At 40.5% G+C, this 20,889-nt stretch carries 18 protein-coding genes; 16 read left to right on the top strand and 2 right to left on the bottom strand.

Annotated elements, in window-relative coordinates; genetic code table 11:
- Positions 1–153 precede the first annotated feature (153 nt).
- The 15 genes from murJ (at position 154) to KQP93_RS11780 (ending at position 19,192) form a co-directional block, all read left to right on the top strand.
- Positions 154–1,692: a murein biosynthesis integral membrane protein MurJ gene (gene murJ / locus KQP93_RS11850; protein ID WP_440590139.1), complete on the top strand. Its 1,539-nt coding sequence runs from the start codon at positions 154–156 to the stop codon at positions 1,690–1,692.
- A gap of 73 nt (positions 1,693–1,765) precedes the next feature.
- Entirely contained in the window at positions 1,766–2,692 is a 927-nt protein-coding gene (gene ribF / locus KQP93_RS11845) for a bifunctional riboflavin kinase/FAD synthetase (protein WP_199529263.1), read from the top strand.
- A 25-nt stretch (positions 2,693–2,717) separates the two neighbouring features.
- A complete protein-coding gene (gene ileS / locus KQP93_RS11840) occupies positions 2,718–5,543 on the top strand; it encodes an isoleucine--tRNA ligase (protein ID WP_217874569.1) in 2,826 nt (941 codons plus the stop codon).
- 9 nt (positions 5,544–5,552) lie between these two features.
- Positions 5,553–6,053 (top strand): signal peptidase II, encoded by a 501-nt coding sequence (gene lspA / locus KQP93_RS11835; RefSeq protein ID WP_054561910.1) that lies wholly within the window; start codon positions 5,553–5,555, stop codon positions 6,051–6,053.
- Positions 6,050–6,490 carry an FKBP-type peptidyl-prolyl cis-trans isomerase gene (gene fkpB, locus KQP93_RS11830; RefSeq protein WP_055020954.1) on the top strand — a complete coding sequence of 147 codons (441 nt, stop codon included), beginning with the start codon at positions 6,050–6,052 and terminating at the stop codon, positions 6,488–6,490. The genes lspA and fkpB overlap by 4 nt, the downstream gene beginning before the upstream one ends.
- Positions 6,490–7,419 (top strand): 4-hydroxy-3-methylbut-2-enyl diphosphate reductase, encoded by a 930-nt coding sequence (ispH, locus tag KQP93_RS11825; RefSeq protein ID WP_217874568.1) that lies wholly within the window; start codon positions 6,490–6,492, stop codon positions 7,417–7,419. The genes fkpB and ispH overlap by 1 nt, the downstream gene beginning before the upstream one ends.
- Before the next feature lie 38 nt (positions 7,420–7,457).
- Entirely contained in the window at positions 7,458–8,483 is a 1,026-nt protein-coding gene (locus KQP93_RS11820; RefSeq protein ID WP_217874567.1) for a sensor histidine kinase, read from the top strand.
- The gene (locus tag KQP93_RS11815) at positions 8,480–9,190 is read left to right on the top strand and encodes a LytR/AlgR family response regulator transcription factor (RefSeq protein ID WP_369598762.1); all 711 of its coding nucleotides are present in this window, start codon (positions 8,480–8,482) and stop codon (positions 9,188–9,190) included. Before KQP93_RS11820 ends, KQP93_RS11815 begins: the two co-directional genes overlap by 4 nt.
- Before the next feature lie 180 nt (positions 9,191–9,370).
- A complete protein-coding gene (gene pilV, locus KQP93_RS11810; protein WP_217874565.1) occupies positions 9,371–9,925 on the top strand; it encodes a type IV pilus modification protein PilV in 555 nt (184 codons plus the stop codon).
- Between the two features lies 1 nt (position 9,926).
- Positions 9,927–10,916 (top strand): PilW family protein, encoded by a 990-nt coding sequence (locus KQP93_RS11805; RefSeq protein ID WP_217874562.1) that lies wholly within the window; start codon positions 9,927–9,929, stop codon positions 10,914–10,916.
- Positions 10,904–11,386, top strand: coding sequence for a pilus assembly PilX family protein (locus KQP93_RS11800; protein WP_058585470.1), 483 nt, complete (start codon positions 10,904–10,906; stop codon positions 11,384–11,386). Before KQP93_RS11805 ends, KQP93_RS11800 begins: the two co-directional genes overlap by 13 nt.
- Before the next feature lie 15 nt (positions 11,387–11,401).
- Complete coding sequence (locus tag KQP93_RS11795) at positions 11,402–14,428, top strand: PilC/PilY family type IV pilus protein (RefSeq protein WP_254907668.1); 3,027 nt, start codon at positions 11,402–11,404, stop codon at positions 14,426–14,428.
- 451 nt (positions 14,429–14,879) lie between these two features.
- Complete coding sequence (locus tag KQP93_RS11790; protein ID WP_130166997.1) at positions 14,880–15,392, top strand: pilus assembly PilX family protein; 513 nt, start codon at positions 14,880–14,882, stop codon at positions 15,390–15,392.
- Between the two features lie 12 nt (positions 15,393–15,404).
- The gene (locus tag KQP93_RS11785) at positions 15,405–18,614 is read left to right on the top strand and encodes a PilC/PilY family type IV pilus protein (protein WP_217874561.1); all 3,210 of its coding nucleotides are present in this window, start codon (positions 15,405–15,407) and stop codon (positions 18,612–18,614) included.
- Positions 18,615–18,766: 152 nt separating this feature from the next.
- Positions 18,767–19,192, top strand: a complete 426-nt coding sequence (locus tag KQP93_RS11780; protein WP_217874560.1) for a type IV pilin protein — start codon at positions 18,767–18,769, stop codon at positions 19,190–19,192.
- A 6-nt stretch (positions 19,193–19,198) separates the two neighbouring features.
- Here KQP93_RS11780 and KQP93_RS11775 read toward each other — a convergent pair whose 3' ends face one another.
- Positions 19,199–19,738, bottom strand: coding sequence for a GspH/FimT family protein (locus tag KQP93_RS11775; RefSeq protein WP_217874558.1), 540 nt, complete (start codon positions 19,736–19,738; stop codon positions 19,199–19,201).
- Positions 19,739–19,810: 72 nt separating this feature from the next.
- Positions 19,811–20,359 (bottom strand): GspH/FimT family pseudopilin, encoded by a 549-nt coding sequence (locus KQP93_RS11770; protein WP_217874557.1) that lies wholly within the window; start codon positions 20,357–20,359, stop codon positions 19,811–19,813.
- Between the two features lie 138 nt (positions 20,360–20,497).
- On the opposite strand from KQP93_RS11770, the gene KQP93_RS11765 reads away from it, so the two are divergent.
- Positions 20,498–20,836, top strand: coding sequence for a P-II family nitrogen regulator (locus tag KQP93_RS11765; protein ID WP_054551748.1), 339 nt, complete (start codon positions 20,498–20,500; stop codon positions 20,834–20,836).
- Positions 20,837–20,889: the final 53 nt, after the last annotated feature.

Genomic DNA, 20,889 nt, shown 5'->3' with positions numbered 1-20,889 from the left:
TTTAGCAGTTAATATCGCTATTGTAACAAAGGGTCGGGTTCGAGCCTAGTGCTTTAAAGATATTTTAGGCATAATCGCCCATCTTAGAAGTTTTTTGATAATAGGTTTAAGGTGGCAAAAGGATTATTTCGTTCTGGGATGATTGTTAGTGCAATGACGATGATCTCGCGTATTTTAGGGTTAGTACGAGATGCTGTTGTGGCAAATCTGCTAGGTGCCAGTGCTGCTGCGGATGTGTTTTTATTTGCCAATCGAATTCCTAACTTTTTAAGACGTTTGTTTGCCGAAGGAGCCTTTGCCCAAGCTTTTGTGCCGGTTTTATCTGAAATAAAAGAACAGCAAGGCGATGATAAAGTCAGGCTGTTTGTGGCTCAAGCTGCCGGTACCCTAGGAACTATTTTATTAATTGTTACCTTGTTTGGGGTGGTTGCCTCTCCTGTCATAGCAGCCTTATTTGGAACTGGCTGGTTTATCGATTGGTGGCAAGGAGGCGAAAATGCTGAAAAGTTCGTATTGGCCAGTGCACTGTTAAAACTGACTTTCCCTTATTTATTTTTTGTAAGTCTGGTTGCCCTGAGCGGTGCGGTTATGAACGTATATAATCGCTTTGCTGTGGCGGCATTTACGCCTGTGCTGTTGAATGTGTCAATTATCACGTGTGCTGTTTTTCTACACGATAAATTTTCGGTGGGGGCATACGCGCTTGCCATTGGGGTGTTTGTAGGGGGCTTAGTACAGTTATTGTTCCAGTTGCCATTTTTGTATCGTGCCCGTATGTTGAGCCGCCCTAAATGGGGCTGGCAAGATGAAAACGTTAAGAAAGTCCGAAAACTCATGCTACCAGCCTTGTTTGGCGTATCTATCAGTCAAATAAACCTGTTACTCGATACCATGATTGCCTCGATGTTGATGACTGGCTCTATCGCGTGGCTTTATTACTCTGACCGTTTAATTGAGTTTCCTCTTGGCTTATTTGGTATCGGTATAGCAACGGTCATACTGCCTGCATTGTCTAAGTTACATAGCACCAATAGCACAAAAGATTTTCAACTAACCCTCGACTGGGGGGTGAGATTTGTTATTTTCTTAGGCTTGCCGGCCATGTTTGGTTTAATGGTGATAAGCCCGCTCATTATTACGGTTTTATTTGATCATGGTGCGTTTCAAAACGGTGAAATTGATCATGTAAAAGCGGTAAGTTACGGTGTGATGGCCTACTCAGTGGGACTGGTTAGCTTTATGTTAATCAAGGTATTAGCTCCGGGTTTTTATTCACGTCAAGATACTAAAACGCCGGTAAAAATAGGCATTAAAACACTGGTGTTAAATATGGTGTTTAACATTATGTTAGCTCCATTTATTGGCTATTTGGGGTTAGCGTTAGCAACCGCGATGTCGGCCAGTTGTAATGCCTATTTGTTGTATCATCAATTACGTAAAGAAGGCGTTTATCAGTTTTCTACGATGAGTCTTGGCTTCACCTTTAAGTGTTTGTTTTCAAGTTTATTAATGGCTGCTTCAGTGTGGTATGTTGGCCAGCAGTTTGCGTGGGAAACATGGCACTTTACTGAACAAGTGCTGCTGTTGAGTGGGTTATTAGTGCTGGCGGTTTTTGTTTACTTTACGGCCTTATTCATTTTAGGTGTGCGACTAAATACGATAAAAAGTGTTGCAACTACTGAATCAAACTAAAAAAAAGATTATAATCGGCGCTTCAAGCCCGATATCAATGTTTTGGGCTCGCTGATAAAGGCAAAAAGGTGGCATGGAGTTAATTAGAGGTATTCACAATATTCGTGCGCAGCATTATGGCTGTGTGTTGACCATTGGTAATTTTGATGGCGTGCACTTAGGTCATGCAGAAGTGATTAAAGGCTTGCTGCAAGATGCAGAAAAGCATCAATTGCCAAGTACCGTGATGTTATTTGAGCCTCAGCCACAAGAGTTTTTTGCTAAAGATAATGCACCTGCGCGTTTAACTCGACTACGTGATAAGCTCAGTTTGCTTGCTAAATTAGGCGTGGAGCGAGTGATTTGTATTAGCTTCAATCAGCAATTTGCCAACATGGAAGCAGAACAGTTTGTCAGCCAAGTACTGGTTGAAAAACTAGGTGTTAAAGCATTAACTGTTGGTGATGACTTTTGTTTTGGCAAACGTCGTCGTGGCGATTTTGCATTACTAAAAACCATGGGCACTGAGCTGAATATGGATGTGAAAAGTACTGCAAGTTTTCGCAGACTCAATGATAGAGTAAGTAGTACCCTTATTCGCCATGCGCTTGCTGCAGGGCAATTAGAAGATGCAAAAACCATGTTAGGTCATGGTTATGCGATTTCTGGACGCGTTATTCATGGCTGGGCGAAAGGTCGTGAATTAGGGTTCAGAACTGCCAACATAGCACTAAAACGCCAAGTATGCCCTGTAAATGGGGTATTTGCGGTTCGAGCTAAAGTGGGTGATAAAGAGTTATATGGGGTTGCAAATATTGGCAACAAACCCACATTTAATGGAACACGCGCATTGTTAGAAGTCCATATTTTCGACTTTGCGCAAGACATTTACGGACAATTTATGCACGTGGAGCTAATTAAAAAGCTTCGCGATGAGAAAAAATTCGAGACATTAACACAACTGACGGCGCAGATTGCAGATGATGTAACCGCCGCTAAGCAGTGTTTTGGTTTAAATTAGGTAGCCGATACGGAAAGTAGGATTAATGAGCGACTACAAACATACTTTGAATTTACCGGAAACAGCGTTTCCAATGCGCGGCAATTTGGCACAACGTGAACCAAAGATGCTTAAGACATGGTATGAAGACGATCTTTACGGTCAAATTCGCAGCGCTAAAAAAGGTAAAAAAACCTTCATTTTGCATGACGGCCCTCCGTATGCAAACGGTGATATCCACTTAGGCCACTCGGTAAACAAAATTCTTAAAGATATTATTGTTAAGTCAAAAACCTTGTCTGACTTCGACGCACCTTACGTGCCGGGTTGGGACTGTCACGGTTTACCAATTGAATTAATGGTTGAAAAGAAAGTAGGCAAGCCGGGCGTGAAAGTGTCTGCTGCTGAGTTCCGTGAAAAATGTCGCGCATACGCTAAAAAACAAGTCGAAGGTCAAAAAACAGACTTTAAACGTCTTGGTGTATTTGGTGACTGGGACAAGCCTTACTTAACAATGAACTTTGACTTTGAAGCGAACGCGATTCGCGTACTTGGTCGCATCATTAAAAATGGTCACTTACACAAAGGTGCTAAGCCTGTTCACTGGTGTACAGATTGTGGCTCAGCACTTGCTGAAGCGGAAGTTGAATACCAAGACAAGCAGTCTCCTGCAATCGATGTACGTTTTCAGTTTGCTGATCAAAATGCAGCTATTAACGCGTTTGAATTAGCTGAAGGCCATGAAGGTACAGGTGCTGTTAGCACAGCAATCTGGACAACAACACCTTGGACATTACCAGCTAACCGTGCAGTAGCGGTTCACGAAAAGCTTGAATATGCTCTTGTTCAAATTGATGATGAAGGTGCACAGCAACGTTTAATTTTAGGTTCTGAGCTAGTTAAAGATGCTATGGACCGTTATGGCTTCAAACATTACCACGTACTAGGTTATGTAAAAGGTGCTGCACTTGAGAACTTACAAGTTGCTCACCCATTCTATGACTTCACAGTGCCTGTGATTGTTGCTGATCACGTAACGACTGATTCTGGTACTGGTGTTGTTCATACTGCACCTGGTCATGGTCAAGAGGATTTCGCGGCAGGTCTTGCTTATGGTTTAGAAGTGGCTAATCCGGTTGGTGCTAACGGTGTTTACTTACCTGACACACCAATGTTTGCAGGTCAGCACGTATTTAAAGCGAATGCGAGCGTTATTGACGTATTAACTGAAAACAATGCGTTATTGCATCATCATGCGCTTACGCACAGCTACCCACATTGCTGGCGTCATAAAACACCTATTATCTTCCGTGCTACGCCACAGTGGTTCGTAAGTATGGACCAAGCTAACCTTCGTCAAGATTCATTAAGCGAAATCAAAAAGACTGAGTGGTTACCTGAGTGGGGCGAGAGCCGCATTGCAAACATGGTTGAAGGCCGTCCTGATTGGTGTATTTCACGTCAACGTACATGGGGTGTGCCAATTGCATTATTCGTTGATAAAGACACTGGTGCGCTTCACCCGAATACACAGGAGCTTATCGAAGAAGCTGCGAAATTGGTTGAAAAATCAGGTATTCAAGCTTGGTATGACTTAGACCCAGCTACTTTACTTGGCGATGACGCTGAGCAATACATGAAAGTACAAGATACGCTAGATGTATGGTTTGACTCTGGTGTGACTCACGCATGTGTGGTTGATGCACGTGAAGATTTAACCGGTCCTGCTGATCTTTACTTAGAAGGTTCTGACCAACACCGTGGTTGGTTTATGTCGTCAATGATGACATCGGTTGCTATCAATGGTCATGCGCCATATAAGCAAGTCCTAACACATGGTTTCACGGTTGATGAAAATGGCCGCAAGATGTCTAAATCATTAGGCAACGTAATTTCGCCACAAAACGTGATGAACAAACTAGGTGCTGACATCTTACGTTTATGGGTTGCATCAACTGACTTTACAGCTGAAATGACTGTATCTGATGAAATCTTTAAACGTTCAGCTGACCGCTATCGTCGTATTCGTAACACGAGCCGTTACTTACTTGCGAACTTAAATGGTTTTGATCCAAAATCGGATCAAGTTGCTATTGAAGACATGGTTGAGCTTGACCGTTGGATTGTGGGCCGTGCAGCTGAACTTCAAGATGAAATCTTAGCGGCTTACGACAAGTATCAAATGCTACTTGTAACGCAAAAGCTAATGAACTTCTGTACTGGTGAGCTTGGTTCGTTCTACCTAGACGTAATCAAAGATCGTCAATACACAGCGAAAAGCGACAGCCACGCACGTCGTTCATGTCAAACTGCGCTTTACCACATTGCTGAAGCAATGACGCGTTGGATGGCACCGATCTTAAGCTTCACCGCACAAGAAATCTGGGAAGCATTACCAGGTGAACGTGATAATTTTGTGTTCACTTCAGTGTGGTACGATGGCTTGCAAGCCTCTTCACAAGGTAAATTCAGCAACGATGATTGGTTAACAATCCTTAATGTGCGTGATGAAGTAAACCGTGTACTAGAAGCAGCTCGTAAAGAAGAAGTTATTGGTGCAACATTACAAGCAAATGTAAGCATCTACGCAAGCGAAGAGCTAAGCGCGAAATTAGCAGCATTAGGTGATGAACTGCGCTTTGTGCTATTAACTTCAGGCGTAACCGTCGAAACTGTGACAGCACAGCCAGAAGATACGCAAGCTACAGAAATTGATGGCTTATACATTAAAGTTGCTGCAACAACCGCTGAAAAATGTGAGCGTTGTTGGCATTACTGTGATGATGTAGGTGCTGATCCTGCTCACCCTGAGATCTGTGGCCGTTGTGTAAGCAATGTTGATGGCGATGGTGAACAGCGTCAGTTCGCATAGGAGTTGTTTGTGAGCAAACTAGCCGGAAAAAGTGGCTTGGTTTGGTTATGGCTTAGTCTACTACTTTTGGTAGTAGACTATGCGACAAAATCACTTGTCGTTAGTACCATGGCCTACGAAGAGTCGATTGATATTCTGCCATTCTTTAATTTCACTTATGTACATAATTATGGTGCGGCCTTTAGCTTTTTAAGTGATTCAGGTGGCTGGCAGCGTTGGTTCTTTAGTTTGATTGCAGTGTCGATCAGTGTGCTTTTAGTGTGGTGGCTGAAACGCTTACCAGCGTCTAATAAAGTATTATGTTCTGCTTATGCGTTAGTATTAGCCGGTGCGATTGGCAATTTATATGACCGCATCGCTTATGGCTATGTCATTGACTTCCTGCATGTATATTACGAAAACTGGCACTTTCCTGTTTTTAATATTGCCGATTGTGCAATTTGTATCGGTGCCGCATTACTTTTATTTGATGCCTTCACAGGCGAAAGTCCTAAGGAGCAACAAGCATGAGCCAAGCTGTAATTGGTGAAAACTCTGAAGTGATCTTTCATTTCTCAATTAAATTAGAAGATGGCTCAGCTGCCGATTCAACTAAGGTACATAATAAACCTGCAAAATTGCGAATGGGTGATGGTAGCCTGACAGCAAACTTTGAAAAGTGTTTACTCGGTTTAGCGGCTGGTGACAGTAAGTCATTTGCATTAGAGCCAGAAGATGCATTTGGTCAGCCAAACCCAGATAACATTTATTATGTTGACCGCAGTAAGTTTGGTGCAGACACTCCAGCTGAAGTAGGTAACATTATTGCCTTTACTCAGCCTGATGGCACTGAGCTTCCGGGTCTTGTTCGTGAAGTTCAAGGTGACTCAGTCACGATTGACTTTAACCACCCACTTGCAGGGCAGCGCTTAACCTTTGAAGTTGATATTTTAGAGGTAACAGGCTAATGGACATTTTATTAGCAAATCCACGTGGCTTTTGCGCAGGTGTAGACCGTGCAATTAGCATTGTGGAGCGTGCACTGGATATCTTTGAAAAGCCAATTTATGTGCGCCATGAAGTCGTTCACAACCGATATGTTGTTGATGGCTTAAAAAATCGCGGTGCTGTGTTTGTTGAAGAGCTAGATCAGGTTCCTGACGACAGCATTGTTATCTTCAGTGCGCATGGTGTATCGCAGGCGGTACGTAGTGAAGCAAAACGCCGCGACCTTAAAGTGTTCGATGCCACTTGCCCGCTTGTGACAAAAGTACATATGGAAGTAACACGCGCAAGTCGTAAAGGCACTGAGTGCGTGTTAATTGGTCACCATGGCCATCCTGAAGTAGAAGGCACAATGGGGCAGTACGACAACGAAGCGGGTGGTATTTACTTAGTAGAAACCCCTGAAGATGTTGCTGGCCTAACGGTTAAAAACCCTGAAAACCTGTTTTACTGTAGTCAAACGACGTTATCAGTAGATGATACGGCAGATGTGATTGATGCACTTCGTACTAAGTTTCCGGCAATTGATGGCCCGCGTAAAGATGACATTTGTTATGCCACGCAAAACCGTCAAGATGCGGTTCGTGACTTAGCTGACAAAGTGGATGTCCTGCTTGTAGTAGGGGCTAAAAATAGTTCTAACTCAAATCGTTTACGTGAGCTTGCTGACAAAATGGGCACCACTGCTTATTTAATTGATGATGCAAGTAACGTTGAAGCGGAGTGGTTTAACAGTGTCAATGCAGTGGGTGTAACTGCAGGTGCATCTGCACCAGAAGTTTTAGTTCAACAGGTTATTGCTCGTCTAAAAGAATTGGGTGGTAATCAAGTTGTTGAAAATCCTGGCGAAGAAGAGAACATAGTATTTGCCGTTCCTGTTGAGCTACGCTAATCTAAGCAAATAGTAGCCAACAGTTAAAAGAGGAGCCCATGAGCAAACAGCCTAATTCAAACGGCTTGCTGATTGCGGCTCTTTTTCAATCCCGTGGTGTCCTTGCCACACTGATCGTCAGCCAAGTCATCGCTATTTTGCTTGCTTTCTCACCCATGAGCTTAGGTGATGTTTGGTTACGCCTTGCTATATTTAGCTGTTTTTTACATCTAATCTTTCTATCAAGCTTGTCGTTACTGTATTTATGCCGAGCTTTACTTACAAAGCTGTCACATCCTAAACAGTTATTCATTCTGATATCTACTTTACTGGCATTAACGTCTGTTTTTAGTTGGCTGTTTTTGTCCGTGTTTTCAGATGTATTCTCTATGGAGTCGAGAGCTAACTTTATTGTCAGTAATTTACTGATCATATTTTTAGTAACGGCACTATTTAGTCAGTTTTTGCTTATTCATAACCAAAAAGAGCAGCAAACGAAAGCGCTAGCGCAGGCTGAGCTTGATGCATTACAAGCAAGAATTCGCCCCCACTTTTTGTTTAATAGTTTGAACACTGCTGCTGAGCTTACCCATTATGATGCTGATGCGGCTGAACAAGCCATTTTGGCGTTGGCGGCGCTGTCACAGGCTGCTATGCGTAGTGGTAAAGCCATAAAGCTTGCTGATGAAATCACTTTGTGCCAACAGTATGTAGCTCTTGAGCGTTGGCGTTATGGTGAGCGACTAGCATTAAGTTGGAAATTACCTGAAGAGTTGCCAGAGATTGATATTCCGTGTTTGACAATACAGCCAATTATTGAAAATGCGGTATTTTATGGCGTCGAGCCAGCAGAGCAGGGCAACATTTCTGTCGAGATGCATCAATCGGATAAAGCTTATACCTTCATTATAACTAACCCAGTAGCAAAACAAGTGAGCCATTCGCGGACAGGCAATGGTATGGCACTGGATAATATTCGCCAACGTTTGGCGCTTTTCTATCTACAAAAAGCGCAACTGACGACGACTATTCGTGATGGAATTTTTAGAGTGAAGCTGGTTATACCAAAGCAGAGGGGCACATGATAAAAGTATTGATTGCTGATGATGAGCCTTTAGCAAGGGCGCGTATCAAACGTTTATTATCTACTAATGAAGATTACATCGTTGTTGGTGAAGCAAGTAATGGTGAGCAAGCAATAGTGCTATGTAAGCAACTACAGCCCGATTTAGTGATGCTTGATATTAATATGCCTAAGCAGTCTGGCCTTGAAGTGGCCGCAGAGCTAAAACAGTTTTCGATCCCGCCTGCAGTTATGTTTTTAACGGCCCATTCAGAGCACGCATTAACTGCATTTGAGCTCGCTGTTGATGGCTATTTAGTTAAACCTGTTTCTGAGCAGGCATTAACCAAAGCAATGACGCAACTGAGTAAATTAAACCGTACTCAAGTAACTGCCCCCGAAAATAACTACATTAGTTATCAACTTGCAGGTGTAATACGACGAGTTAATGTAGATGATGTGGTTTGCTGTATCGCAGAGCAAAAATATACTCGAGTAGTGTTTTTTGAAGGTGAGGCACTTGTTGAGCAAAGTTTAAAGCAACTAGAGCAAACCTATCCGCTGCAGCTACTTAGAATTCACCGAAATACACTTGTGAATAAGCAACATATTGTTAGCCTTAATAGCCCATCTTCAGGTGGGCATACAGTTACGATGAAGCAGTTTGAAGAGCCTTTGGCAGTTAGTCGCCGAGAGCTTAAAAATGTAAAAGCTGTAATGGGTAAATAATAACAATCTTCATTGCAGCATCTTATCTTCAATAATTACTTTCTTATTAGTCACTATCTAACTTTGAGCAAAGTTTAAGTACCGTTTATCGCGCATTTTGACCGCTCGTCCATATACAGATTGTTATTTATTTGTGTCGTAATACTCTTACTGTATGTAAAAGTATCCATGAACTTCACCATGATTAAACATTCTGAGCAGCAAGGCTTTACCCTTATAGAAGTACTTATTGCCTTTGTTATTTTAAGCTTTGGTTTATTAGGCGCCGTGGCCCTGCAAGCAAAAGCGAAGCAGGCAAGCTTTGATTCTATGCAGCGTGCAGCTGCTGTAGCACTTGGTAATGACATTATCCAGCGTATGCGAGCGAACGACTCACCTGGCTTTGCAGCGTTATATAATGGCACTTTCGATAGTGATACAGCTCTAAATACGAGTTTGAGTTGCTATAACTCAGCATGTAGTGCTCAGCAATTGGCAGAATTAGATAAACAACAGTGGGTGCGTGCAATTCAGGCTCGTGAAAACACCGGCGCTTTAGACGATGCAACTGTGTGCATTAGTAGTACTCCCGTTGCTGCAGGCAATGCCAGCGAATTCAATATTGAGGTTGTGATCAGTTGGCAAGGCCGTCAAGAACTTAGTGCTAATAAAGATACAGCTGCAATTAATTGTGGTTCTAAAGGCGATAAGCGACGTTTGATTGTTCTACAAAGCTATATTTATTTAAGGTCTTGATATGAAAAAGCATAATGGATTTACTCTCGTCGAGATGATGGTTGCTTTATTCATCGGAGGTGTGGTGCTCGGCGGGGTGATGTTTACCTATATAAGCATGAAATCAACAACTCGTGACACGATGACAATTGGTGAGCTGCAAGAAACTGGTAGACTGGCTATGAATATCATGCAACGTGATATTGAACAGATTGGTTTTTGGGGCACGTTTTATGAAGACTCTTTCTCAGATGCAAATACAAACAGTTTAGGAAATCCCGGTAATGATTGTTCAGAAGGCCTTAATAATGGCAGCTTTCCAGATACAGCTGCAACCAGTAACTTTCGCTCCGTTTATGCAGTGCAAACAAGCGGTAACTCAGCCCTTGGATGTATAAACAATGTTGAGAAAAATACAGATGTACTGCAAATTAAGTTTTTAGAAGGCTTACAAATTCAACCTGTCGATACTAGCGATAACTATTACTATTTTATTGCCGAGCAAGAGCTTGCTGAGTTTCAGCGCGGCCCAATCGCGGCAGCAGCTGTAAATGGTAATGCTACGATTTGGCGTTATCGACATCATGTTTATTACATAACAAAGCAAACCTACACCATTAATGACCAAAGAGTGTCTGTTCCTTTACTTAGACGTAAACGCTTAACTCCTTCTGGGGGCATGACAACTGAAACGGTTATGGAAGGGGTAGAAAATATGCACTTTGTGTTTGGTCTTGATACTACAAATAACAGTCGTGTTGATACATATAAAAGTATCAGCCAGATGACCAACACTGATTGGGAAAATCGCCGTGGTATTTTGACAGTGCAAGTATTCTTACTTGTGAGATCGCTTTTACCAGATTCAAACCTTAAGTTGAAAAATCAAACTTATACATTGGGTGAAGACGCAAATAGCCGCGTTCTTACATTTGACGATAACTACCGACGCGCACTATTTACGACCACTATCCGCTTGAACAATGTTGGGGCAAACTTATGGCGCATTTAACTATGATGCATAAGCAACAAGGTGTTGTATTAATCGTTGCTTTGATCATGGTTATTGCGATAACCGGTATTGCTGTGACTTTGATGAGCAGCAGTAGTGTAGATATTAAAATCACAAATGCCGCTCAAGAGAGAGAAGCGGCAGAGAATGAATTAATTGGTGATGTACAAAACGTCATTGCTAATGAAGCAAAAAAATTAGGTAACAGCCGGTTTTTCTTTAGTAGAGGGCAAGTTCCGGAAACAGGCCTCGATCTAGGTAATACAAATGACACATCTAATACCATGTTTAACAAAAATGAAGGCCCTATGGCTTTAAGGTGCCCAAGACGTTTTGATGATACTGCAGGCTTAAGATGCAATATGGTTGAGATTAATTCAGTGATTGAATATGGCTCTAAAAGTAAGCATAACCTCACTATTACAACAGGGATTGCTCAAGAAATGCTGAGCTTAAATAGTGGAAATTAATGGAGTAAGGCGAGTATGAAAATGAAGTTAAACAGCCTATTTTTTATTTTTGCATGTGTATTTTGCCAAAACCTTTATGCTGAAGATATAGATCTATATGTAAATTATGACGTAGCGGAAGACGAAAAATTACGGGTCTTACTTGTTTTTGATACATCAAATAGCATGGCATTCTCTATAGAAACGGGCAAAGCCTGTAGAGATAAAGGAAAACTAATACTATGCCCTGAAGGAAGTCGTTTAGAAGTCGCACAGGAGGCGATGATTAAATTAATCAATGACAATACTGATATTGAGTTTGGTTTAATGCGGCTTATTAAAGGTACTGGTGGTTATATTGTCCATGGGATTGGAACAAATCATAATGCGATTAAAAATACTCTCAGAAATTGGGACATCACTGATCTAGAATTAGGAACCCCATTAGTTGAAACTATTACTGAAACATGGCGATACTTAATAGGAGATGACCTTTTTTTCGCGAATCTGGTTGAACCAGCTAAAAGAGATAGTTCAACAGAATCAAATGGTAAGTATATTTCTCCTTTCAAGCAGAACTTAGGTGATCCAGTACGATGCGATAATAGCGTAAATATTATATTGATGACAGACGGTGAACCTTACTATGATGTCGGTCAGGATAAATATATAGAAAACTTATATAAAAGTATTTATGGCACTTCACCTAAAAAAGTGGGTAATAGTCATTTACCCTCAATGGCAACAATTCTTCATGGTAAAGAGAAAGAAAATAGGGATATATACCCTGAAACAAGTGTTGTAGATGGCGCAAATGTTTACACGATTGGTTTTGGTAAAGGCTTAGTTAAAAACGCAGGAGACATTTTACAGGCGACTGCTGATAATGGTGGGGGTAGTTATATTTTCGCAGAGTCTGCAAAAGCGCTAAGTGATGCATTTGATGATGTTCTTACCGATATCAGAGAGGTCAACTCAACTTTTTCTTCGCCATTGGTAGCATCAAATAATTCAGATAAATTATCACATCGTGATGCAGTTTATTTTCCTATGTTTTTACCTTCAAACGATGCTCGGTGGCGAGGGAACCTTAAAAAGCTAAAAGTATCTGGTGGTGTCGTAGTTGATGTTAACCTTGCCTCCGCCCTTGGTAATGACGGGGCGATTCTATCAACAGCAAAAACGTATTGGCAATCCAACAGCAATCTCATTGCTGATGGTGGATATGTTGAGAAAGGCGGTGTAAATGCTTATCTAGCTGAACAATCGAGTATTCCAAATAAAGGCCGGAAAGTGATCACAAACTTATCTGGTGGTCGAATGCTCAACTTTACGGCTTACAGAGTCATAATCCATTATGGAAATCGATTTAAGGCTGCAGTTGATTTTGATTCAGACCCCGATGAAGTCTTTGATCTTATAAACTGGTCTCGTGGACTTGATGTTGATGATGAAGATCAGGACGGTTCAACAGACGATTCTCGCCATGATATTTTTGGTGATGTACTGCACTCTAAGCCTGTTACGATAGATTACGGCTACAATGATGTTCGTATTCTTATTGGTACTAATGCGGGCTATTTACATATGTTTAGGGACAGAAACGATGTATTAATCGAAAGCTGGGCATTTATGCCTGCGGAACTGTACTCAATTATTAAGCCATTACGCGATAAAAAGTTACACACAAAAGTGTATGGAGTGGATGGCCCTATAACCGTTTATTTTGATGATAAAAACGAAGACGGCATCGTTAATAATGATGACAGGGTATGGGCATTTCTCGGATTACGTCGAGGTGGTAGTAGCTATTACGGTTTAGATATAACTAACCCTAATTCACCTTCTCTGATGTGGGGAGGGCCATTAAAAAGTGGTGATGGAAAATTTTTAGAACTAGCACAAACATGGTCTAAACCTCAAATTACATTTATCAACCTTAAAGGCTATGAAGATAGACCGCTATTGGTTTTTGGTGCTGGCTACGACACGAATAAAGATAATTCAATCTCAACAGATTCTAAAGGGCGAGGCTTATACATTGTTGATGCAGAAACTGGAAAACAAGTTTGGGCTTTAACAAACTCAGAAGGTGGCTTTAAAGGGCAGCACAGTATAGCGTCAGACATACATTTACTTGATTCTGATTACGATGGTTACACTGACAGATTGTATGCAAGTGATACTGGTGGTGGGATCTGGCGAGTTGACTTGGCAACAAACAACAAAAAAAATTGGACGCACTTTCAACTTGCAAAATTAGGTAATAATAACCGCCGCTTTTTTTATGAGCCATATGTTTCAAGAACTCTGTTCAGTAAAGTAACAGAAACAACACTTGATGATGAAACAACTTACTCAAGAATTGATACCCCATTTGATGCAGTACTGATTGGTAGTGGTGATCGCACAGATCCATTGAATTTAAAAGTTGCTGATAAGCTCTATATGATTCGAGATGTAAATACAGTAACTCGAAGCTTTGAAGAGGATGAAATTCCAGATTTAATTTGGCAATCAGATTTAATGAATGTAAATAGTGATCCGTTTGCCAAAGTGACCGACAGTTTGGAAGACTTTGTTGAATTAGAAGCTGATTTAGCTGAAAAAGATGGTTGGTTTTATAATTTGGGGTGGGGTGAAAAGGCTACTTCGAAGGCTACCGTGTTAGGAGGCGTTGCTTACTTTACTACCTATAAACCAGATACCAGTTCATCATCGGATTCACAGTGCTCAATTGCAGAAGGACAAGGTTATCTTTATGCATTTCATCTTCACTACGGGACTAAAGTGTATGATTGGTTAAGAACCCCAACAGCGGCAGAACTACCAGATACACCAACTATGTATGTTGAAGATGGTGATGTGTATATATTTCCATTACCAAATAAAGACCCAAATTGTACTGAAAACTGTGAGAAAATTGCGGCTAAAGTAGTTAATGGGCCAACTCCTAGCGTTGATGAAAATGGCAATGTTCGGCTTTATGATGAGGAACCACTTAAATTAGAAGTTCATCAAAGTTATATTTATAAGCAAGAAAGAAATGATAATAGCTTATAATTAAACTGTTTGTTTCTTAATTTTTATATTTAATTTTTTCTTTATTGAAAATGTGTTTTCAACCCGGGAATTTGTCTGGGTTGAATGTTTTTTATAATCGCTATTTTATTGCTGGTTATCTAATTCTATAACCTCCTCTCGTAACTTTGTCCTGAAAAGTTTACATTTAACCTGTTGTAATTTGGTTGATTTTTTCTCTTGATTCTAGGCGTTTTGTAACATTTTAAATTAATTGAGATTTTATTTTTTAATTTTCTTCTTTTTATTTTATTAAATCTTTAAATATTTTAATAAATGACTGGAATGATGTTGTGTATTTATTATAATACTAATTAGTTAGCATTAATTGGTTGCGTGTTTTAAATTTAAAAACACTTTTACCTGATTTTGTTTTGCTGACTTGGATATTACTAGGCGAGATGTAGATGAAATATCAACACGAAGGTTTGCTATGAAAAACTTTTCAATTAATCGAAATAGAAAAAACAGTGTTCCTAATATACGAAAACAGCAAGGCATTGTGCTTATTATTGCTTTGATTATGGTCGTTGCTGTGACAGGTATAGCTGTGACTTTAATGAATAGCAGCAGTGTAGATATAAAAATTACAAACTCAGCTCAAGAGCGTGAGACTGCAGAAAATAGTTTAATTGGTACAGTGCAAAAAGTTATTGCTAATGAAGCGGCAGCAGGTGGCAATAGTGCTTTTTTAATGAAGGCATCTGAAATACCTGAGGGCGGTTTTGGTATGGATGATATGGATGGCGCATCTAATACTATGACAAATCTAAATAATGGTGCGCTAGATTTACCATGCCCACGTAAATTTAACTTTACCGCCGGTGTGTCATGTAACATGGTCCAAGTAGATACCACTATTACTTATGGCACTAAGAGTAAACATACCTTAACGATCAGCACAGGCGTTGCCCAAGAAATGGCTAGCCTCAATACCGGTGGTTAGTGGAGAAAAGTGATGAATTTAGAAAAAATAACTCAACGTATACTGCTAACTTCTTTAGCAGTGTTTAGTTTTTTGGGTCACGCTGAAGATATTGAATTATATGTCAATCACAATGCCAATCTAGATGAAAAGCCTCGGGTTCTTATTGTTTTTGATACCTCAGGTAGTATGGCTTTTTCAACTAGTTCAGGTAACAGTTGTGGCTTCTCAAATGGTTTATACATTCCATGTTCAGATAGTCGTTTAGGCGTTGCGCAAGATGCTATCACTAAACTGGTTGATGGTAACGATGATATCGATTTTGGCTTAATGCGTTTTAACAGCACCAATGGTGGCTATGTGCTTGCTGGCATTGGCTCAGATATATCTGCCTTAAAGACTACAATTGCGGGTCTTCCAGCCGATGGCGGGACACCACTGACCGAAACGCTTTGGGAAGCCTATCTTTACATTACTGGGCAAAGCCTTTTCTACGGCGAAAAAGTTAATGCCGCACTACGTGATACCACAATAGAAAGAGGAACGCCTTATACGACATCAGTTAAGGTGTGCTCAGGTAAGGGGTGGAGAAGATTTTGTTGGTACGAGCCACGCATTGAATATACCTATTCATACATTTCACCATTTGATAATACTGAAGAAGTAAAACGCTGTGATAACTCAGTTAACATTATCTATATGACTGACGGTGACCCGTCAGCTGGTTCTGATAATGAACAAGACTCTAATATTAGCGCGTTACACAAGTCGTACTTTGGTAGTTCTTTGAGTGATGACGATAAAATTGCCGGAGTGTATTTACACAAGCTTGCAAAAGTCATTCACGGTACTGATGATGTAGAGGTGGACTTAAGGCCAACGACGACAGATATTCACGAAACAGGTCGAGTCTATACCATAGGTTTTGGTTCTGGAATGAGTGACAATGGTAAGCGGTTACTATCTGAAACAGCAGCTGATGGTGGTGGTAAGTACCTACATGCCAATACTGCAGAGCAACTTTCTGAAGCCCTTAAAAATACGATTACTCAAATTCGAGAAGTGAACGATACTTTCACGGCGCCATCTATAGCAAGTAATAATGTTGACCAAACACGCAGCCGAGAATCAATTTATTATGCGATGTTTTATCCTAAAACTGGGGCTCGTTGGCGCGGAAATCTGAAAAAGCTAAAAGTATCTGGCGATCAAATTATCGATAAAGATGGTAAATCTGCTTTAAATGAAGATGGTTTAATCGATAAAGACGCTAAAACCTTTTGGCTGCCTAGCGGTGAAAGCGCTGATGGTAATTCAGTTGAGTTAGGTGGTGTAAATCTGTATTTGTCTAACTCTTCTAGCGTGCCGAATGAAGGGCGTAAAGTACTAACGAATGTAAATGGTCGCATGCTTAACTTTACCCGTTATCGTGTTGTATTCCATTATGGAACTATAGACAAGGCTGCTGTTGATTTCGAAGCTGATGCGGGTGAAGTTGAAGACCTTATTAACTGGTCAAGAGGTCTTGATGTTGATGATGAAGACAAAGATGGATCGACAACCGATTCACGTAAAGACATATTTGGTGACCCACTGCATTCAAAACCTGTAACAATTGATTATGGTAATGATGACATCCGAGTTTTAATAGGCACTAATGCCGGTTACTTGCACATGTTCCAAGATAAAAATGATGTGTTAAGTGAAAGCTGGGCGTTTATCCCTAGAAGCTTGTATAAAATAATAAAGCCGCTTCGTGATAACCAAGCAGATACCAAGGTTTATGGTGTTGACGGGCCAATCTCAGTATTCTTTGATGATAAAAATAGTGATGGAGTAGTAAATGGCTCAGACCGAGTTTGGGCATTCTTTGGCTTAAGACGCGGTGGAAATTACTACTACGGGCTCGACATAACTAACCCAGACTCGCCAAGTTTACTGTGGGATCAACCAATTGTAGGTGGCACAGGTGACTTTAAAGAACTAGGGCAAACTTGGTCTAAACCTTCTGTTACTTATGTGAATCTAGATGGTTATAAAGACAGACCAGTGCTTATTTTTGGCGCGGGTTACGATACAAACAAAGACAATGTTATTCGTACAGACGACACTCATGGACGTGGTATTTTTATTGTTGATGCTGAAACGGGCAAAAAAGTGTGGGCATTAACGCCGAGTGAGAATGGCTTTTTAGGTAAGCATAGTATTGCGTCAGATATTAGTATCTTTGATTCTGACTATGATGGTTATATTGACAGGCTATATGCAACGGATACAGGCGGTGATGTGTGGCGTGTTGATATGCCTTCTGACAGCCCCACAGATTCAGAGAACCCATGGACACATTTTAAATTAGCAAGCTTAGGCAGTGCACTTTCAACCCAAGATCGCCGCTTCTTCTATAAGCCTTTGATTGCACGAACTATGTTCAGCAAAGTATCAGAAACGGCCGTCAATGGTGAAACAATAACTACACGAATTGATACGCCATTTGATGCTGTGCTAATAGGTAGTGGTAACCGCTCTAAACCAACGGGCACTGTTACCAATGATCAGTTATTTATGATCCGTGATATCAATACGGTAACTCAGCCATTCCTAGGCAGTGATGTACCAGCAGCAATTACACAAGCAGACTTGATGAATATGGATTCTGATCCATTTGGAAATGCACTGGACGACGTGGATAAATTTACTGACTTAGAAATTGAGTTAGGTGAGTATCACGGTTGGTATTACAATTTAGCTTCTGCAGGTGAAAAATCCCTTGCAGCAAGTACAGTTATCGGTGGTGTCGCTTATTTCACAACCTATACACCAGCTTCATCTACAGAAACAGCGAATCAGTGTTCACTAACTGGTGGTTCAGGAAGTTTATACGCTTTCCACTTACATTACGGTACAAAAGTGTATGACAGCTTGAAATTTACTACCTCGAATGATGTTCCTGATACTCCTCAACTTTATTTTGGCGTAGGTGACAGCTGTGTTGATGGTAATAGCGATGGTTACTGCGATGACAACACAGATGAAAAGGTTAAAGAGCAAAGCCAGTTTTTAACCATTGGTCCAGGTATCAAAGGTGAGCAAAATCCACTGAAAGTACAGGAGATCCAAGGTCCAGGTTTAGTTATTGAAGATGGTAAAATTAAGCTTGTTAGTGATGCAGTGCCTATTGGCTTTGGCTTTAAAACACAACAAACTTTCATCTATAAACAAGAGCGAAACGATAATAGCCAATAAAGCACTAAGTGAATGCTCTGCCTTACATGTTTAGGCAGAGCATGTGGTAGCTATTTGAATACTCGCCTTAATTGCATAATTATTGTTAGGCATCTAAGATAAGAACAAATAGAGGTAATTCCTCTAAAAACAATTATATAGGTTTTTAAAAAATGAACTTTATAAGAACAAAGAGTCATAACGGTTTTACGCTAATCGAGTTGATGATTACCGTAGCTATCTTAGGAATCATCGCAAGCATTGCTATTCCTAGTTATTTTGAGCACGTAAAACGTACCGCTCGAACAGAGGCAATTACTTCGTTATTAGATGCAGCTAATAAACAAGAGCAGTACTTTGTCGATAATCGAGAATATACAAGCACAATTGCTGATTTAGGTATTTCTACGACAACAGAAAGTAACTTTTATACCATTAGTGTCGAGGTAGATAATGACGCAGGTACATTTACATTTAAGGCAACACCTAAATCTGGCCCACCGTTACAAGATGATGAATGTGAAACATTGTCTATTTCTGATACGGGTTTAAAAACGTCAACAGGGTCTGCTGACTCAAGCACCTGTTGGGGTAAATAAGCTTTATCAATTATCAGTTTGACATTTATCTGTATCAATTAATCTAACTCGGCCTATTGGGCTGACTCTAATTGCAAGCCCTTTGAGGTTTGTTTTTATGTATTCTGGGCAATAGATAAAAGTACCATTGCCTAATCCCATCGGCATACCCGCTGGACTAAACGTAACTGCATGGCGTGGGTATGTTAGCATGTCGAACTTACTTATTGCTTCGATTTCCATTAGTTTAGTATCACCACTTTCAAATACACCTAGCACGCCTTTGTCTACAAAAATGGTTAACGATTTATGCCATATAGCTTTATTGCATCTGTTATGTTTTAAGGCGCAGAAGGTGACATAGGCATCATTTGTTTGCGCTTTTAGACGAGTAAATTGCAGCGCTCTTTTCACCGTTTGCATGTTGTTTTCTAAACGGTTTGTAGCCAGAAGTGGCTTATATTCAAATAAGGCGATATGCAGCAGGAGTGATAAAATTGATAGCACTACGAGGCTTTCAATTAACGTCGCTCCATTGAGGCTGCGCAGAGTTGTAAATGCCTTCATCCTTGAAGACTCCAAAATTGCGACTGTTTATTTAACTATAATTCGAGACTGTGGGCTGTCAATTTACTAAGCTTAATTACAGACATCTGTCGTATTACCAATATATAAAGCAGTCCCTGAGGTAAATACTTCTAGTTGTTTGTTATTATCGTCATCAGCTTTTGAAGGGCAATAAGTGAATTTTCCAGAATTTGATGTGAGCATTCCGCTGGTATCAAAGATGATAGAATTATCACCAGTGAAATTTAACTGACTGTTCTCTGGAACTTCTTCCATGACTCTTAAAATGATATCGCCAACTCTTGGGTTGTAAACACCATTTTGGTTTGAATCGAAAAAGACGAATACAGTACCTTGGCTCCAATCGTTTAAGCATGGAACTCGTCTGTTACTTTCAACTCTTGAAGTGTTGCCACTACAAACAACAATAATTGCATCACTACTTGTTGCTTTTGCGCGTGCAAAACTGAGTGTGCGTTTTAACTCTAATAAATAGCTCTCTGCACGGTCATTTTCAAGCATGTCTGAGCTATCCCATAGTGCTATCAGTGCAACGATACCCACAATGGCAAGCGTGACCATAAGCTCCAATAATGTAAAACCCCGTTGTAATGATTTCATTGATATCTCTATTTTGAATCACTTTGTTTAATAATATCATGACTGCTGATTTAATCACCGTAATTCATAGCTTTGTTTGCCATCAGCAATGGGATTGTCTAAAATCGAGGCAATCGAGAAATAATAAGTAACCTGAAAATGAAAAAAATCGAAGCAATTATTAAACCATTTAAGCTTGATGATGTACGCGAAGCATTATCAGATGTTGGCATCACAGGTATGACGGTAAGCGAAGTCAAAGGCTTTGGCCGTCAAAAAGGACACACCGAGCTTTATCGCGGTGCTGAGTATATGGTGGACTTTTTACCTAAGGTAAAACTAGATATCGTATTAAGCGACGAAGATGTTGACCGTGCTATCGATGTTATCGTTAAAACATCGCAAACAGGTAAAATTGGTGACGGTAAAATCTTTGTTACTGATGTAGAGCGTGTAGTACGTATTCGTACTGCTGAAGAAGATGAAGACGCGATTTAATTAGTATACCCAAGCCACCTCAAGATGCAGAATTCAGCGTTTCACAGGTGCTT

The organism is Pseudoalteromonas shioyasakiensis (assembly GCF_019134595.1).
GTDB lineage: Bacteria > Pseudomonadota > Gammaproteobacteria > Enterobacterales > Alteromonadaceae > Pseudoalteromonas > Pseudoalteromonas shioyasakiensis_A.
This window is presented reverse-complemented; position numbering and strand designations above follow the sequence as displayed.

What these genes read in the sequence shown, in the direction of transcription:
- murJ (WP_440590139.1), top strand. Translation starts at nt 154, where the DNA reads ATGACGATGATCTCGCGTATTTTAGGGTTAGTACGAGATGCTGTTGTG.
- ribF (WP_199529263.1), top strand. Translation starts at nt 1,766, where the DNA reads ATGGAGTTAATTAGAGGTATTCACAATATTCGTGCGCAGCATTATGGC.
- ileS (WP_217874569.1), top strand. Translation starts at nt 2,718, where the DNA reads ATGAGCGACTACAAACATACTTTGAATTTACCGGAAACAGCGTTTCCA.
- fkpB (WP_055020954.1), top strand. Translation starts at nt 6,050, where the DNA reads ATGAGCCAAGCTGTAATTGGTGAAAACTCTGAAGTGATCTTTCATTTC.
- ispH (WP_217874568.1), top strand. Translation starts at nt 6,490, where the DNA reads ATGGACATTTTATTAGCAAATCCACGTGGCTTTTGCGCAGGTGTAGAC.
- KQP93_RS11820 (WP_217874567.1), top strand. Translation starts at nt 7,458, where the DNA reads ATGAGCAAACAGCCTAATTCAAACGGCTTGCTGATTGCGGCTCTTTTT.
- KQP93_RS11815 (WP_369598762.1), top strand. Translation starts at nt 8,480, where the DNA reads ATGATAAAAGTATTGATTGCTGATGATGAGCCTTTAGCAAGGGCGCGT.
- pilV (WP_217874565.1), top strand. Translation starts at nt 9,371, where the DNA reads ATGATTAAACATTCTGAGCAGCAAGGCTTTACCCTTATAGAAGTACTT.
- KQP93_RS11805 (WP_217874562.1), top strand. Translation starts at nt 9,927, where the DNA reads ATGAAAAAGCATAATGGATTTACTCTCGTCGAGATGATGGTTGCTTTA.
- KQP93_RS11800 (WP_058585470.1), top strand. Translation starts at nt 10,904, where the DNA reads ATGGCGCATTTAACTATGATGCATAAGCAACAAGGTGTTGTATTAATC.
- KQP93_RS11795 (WP_254907668.1), top strand. Translation starts at nt 11,402, where the DNA reads ATGAAAATGAAGTTAAACAGCCTATTTTTTATTTTTGCATGTGTATTT.
- KQP93_RS11790 (WP_130166997.1), top strand. Translation starts at nt 14,880, where the DNA reads ATGAAAAACTTTTCAATTAATCGAAATAGAAAAAACAGTGTTCCTAAT.
- KQP93_RS11785 (WP_217874561.1), top strand. Translation starts at nt 15,405, where the DNA reads ATGAATTTAGAAAAAATAACTCAACGTATACTGCTAACTTCTTTAGCA.
- KQP93_RS11780 (WP_217874560.1), top strand. Translation starts at nt 18,767, where the DNA reads ATGAACTTTATAAGAACAAAGAGTCATAACGGTTTTACGCTAATCGAG.
- KQP93_RS11775 (WP_217874558.1), bottom strand. Translation starts at nt 19,738, where the DNA reads ATGAAGGCATTTACAACTCTGCGCAGCCTCAATGGAGCGACGTTAATT.
- KQP93_RS11770 (WP_217874557.1), bottom strand. Translation starts at nt 20,359, where the DNA reads ATGAAATCATTACAACGGGGTTTTACATTATTGGAGCTTATGGTCACG.
- KQP93_RS11765 (WP_054551748.1), top strand. Translation starts at nt 20,498, where the DNA reads ATGAAAAAAATCGAAGCAATTATTAAACCATTTAAGCTTGATGATGTA.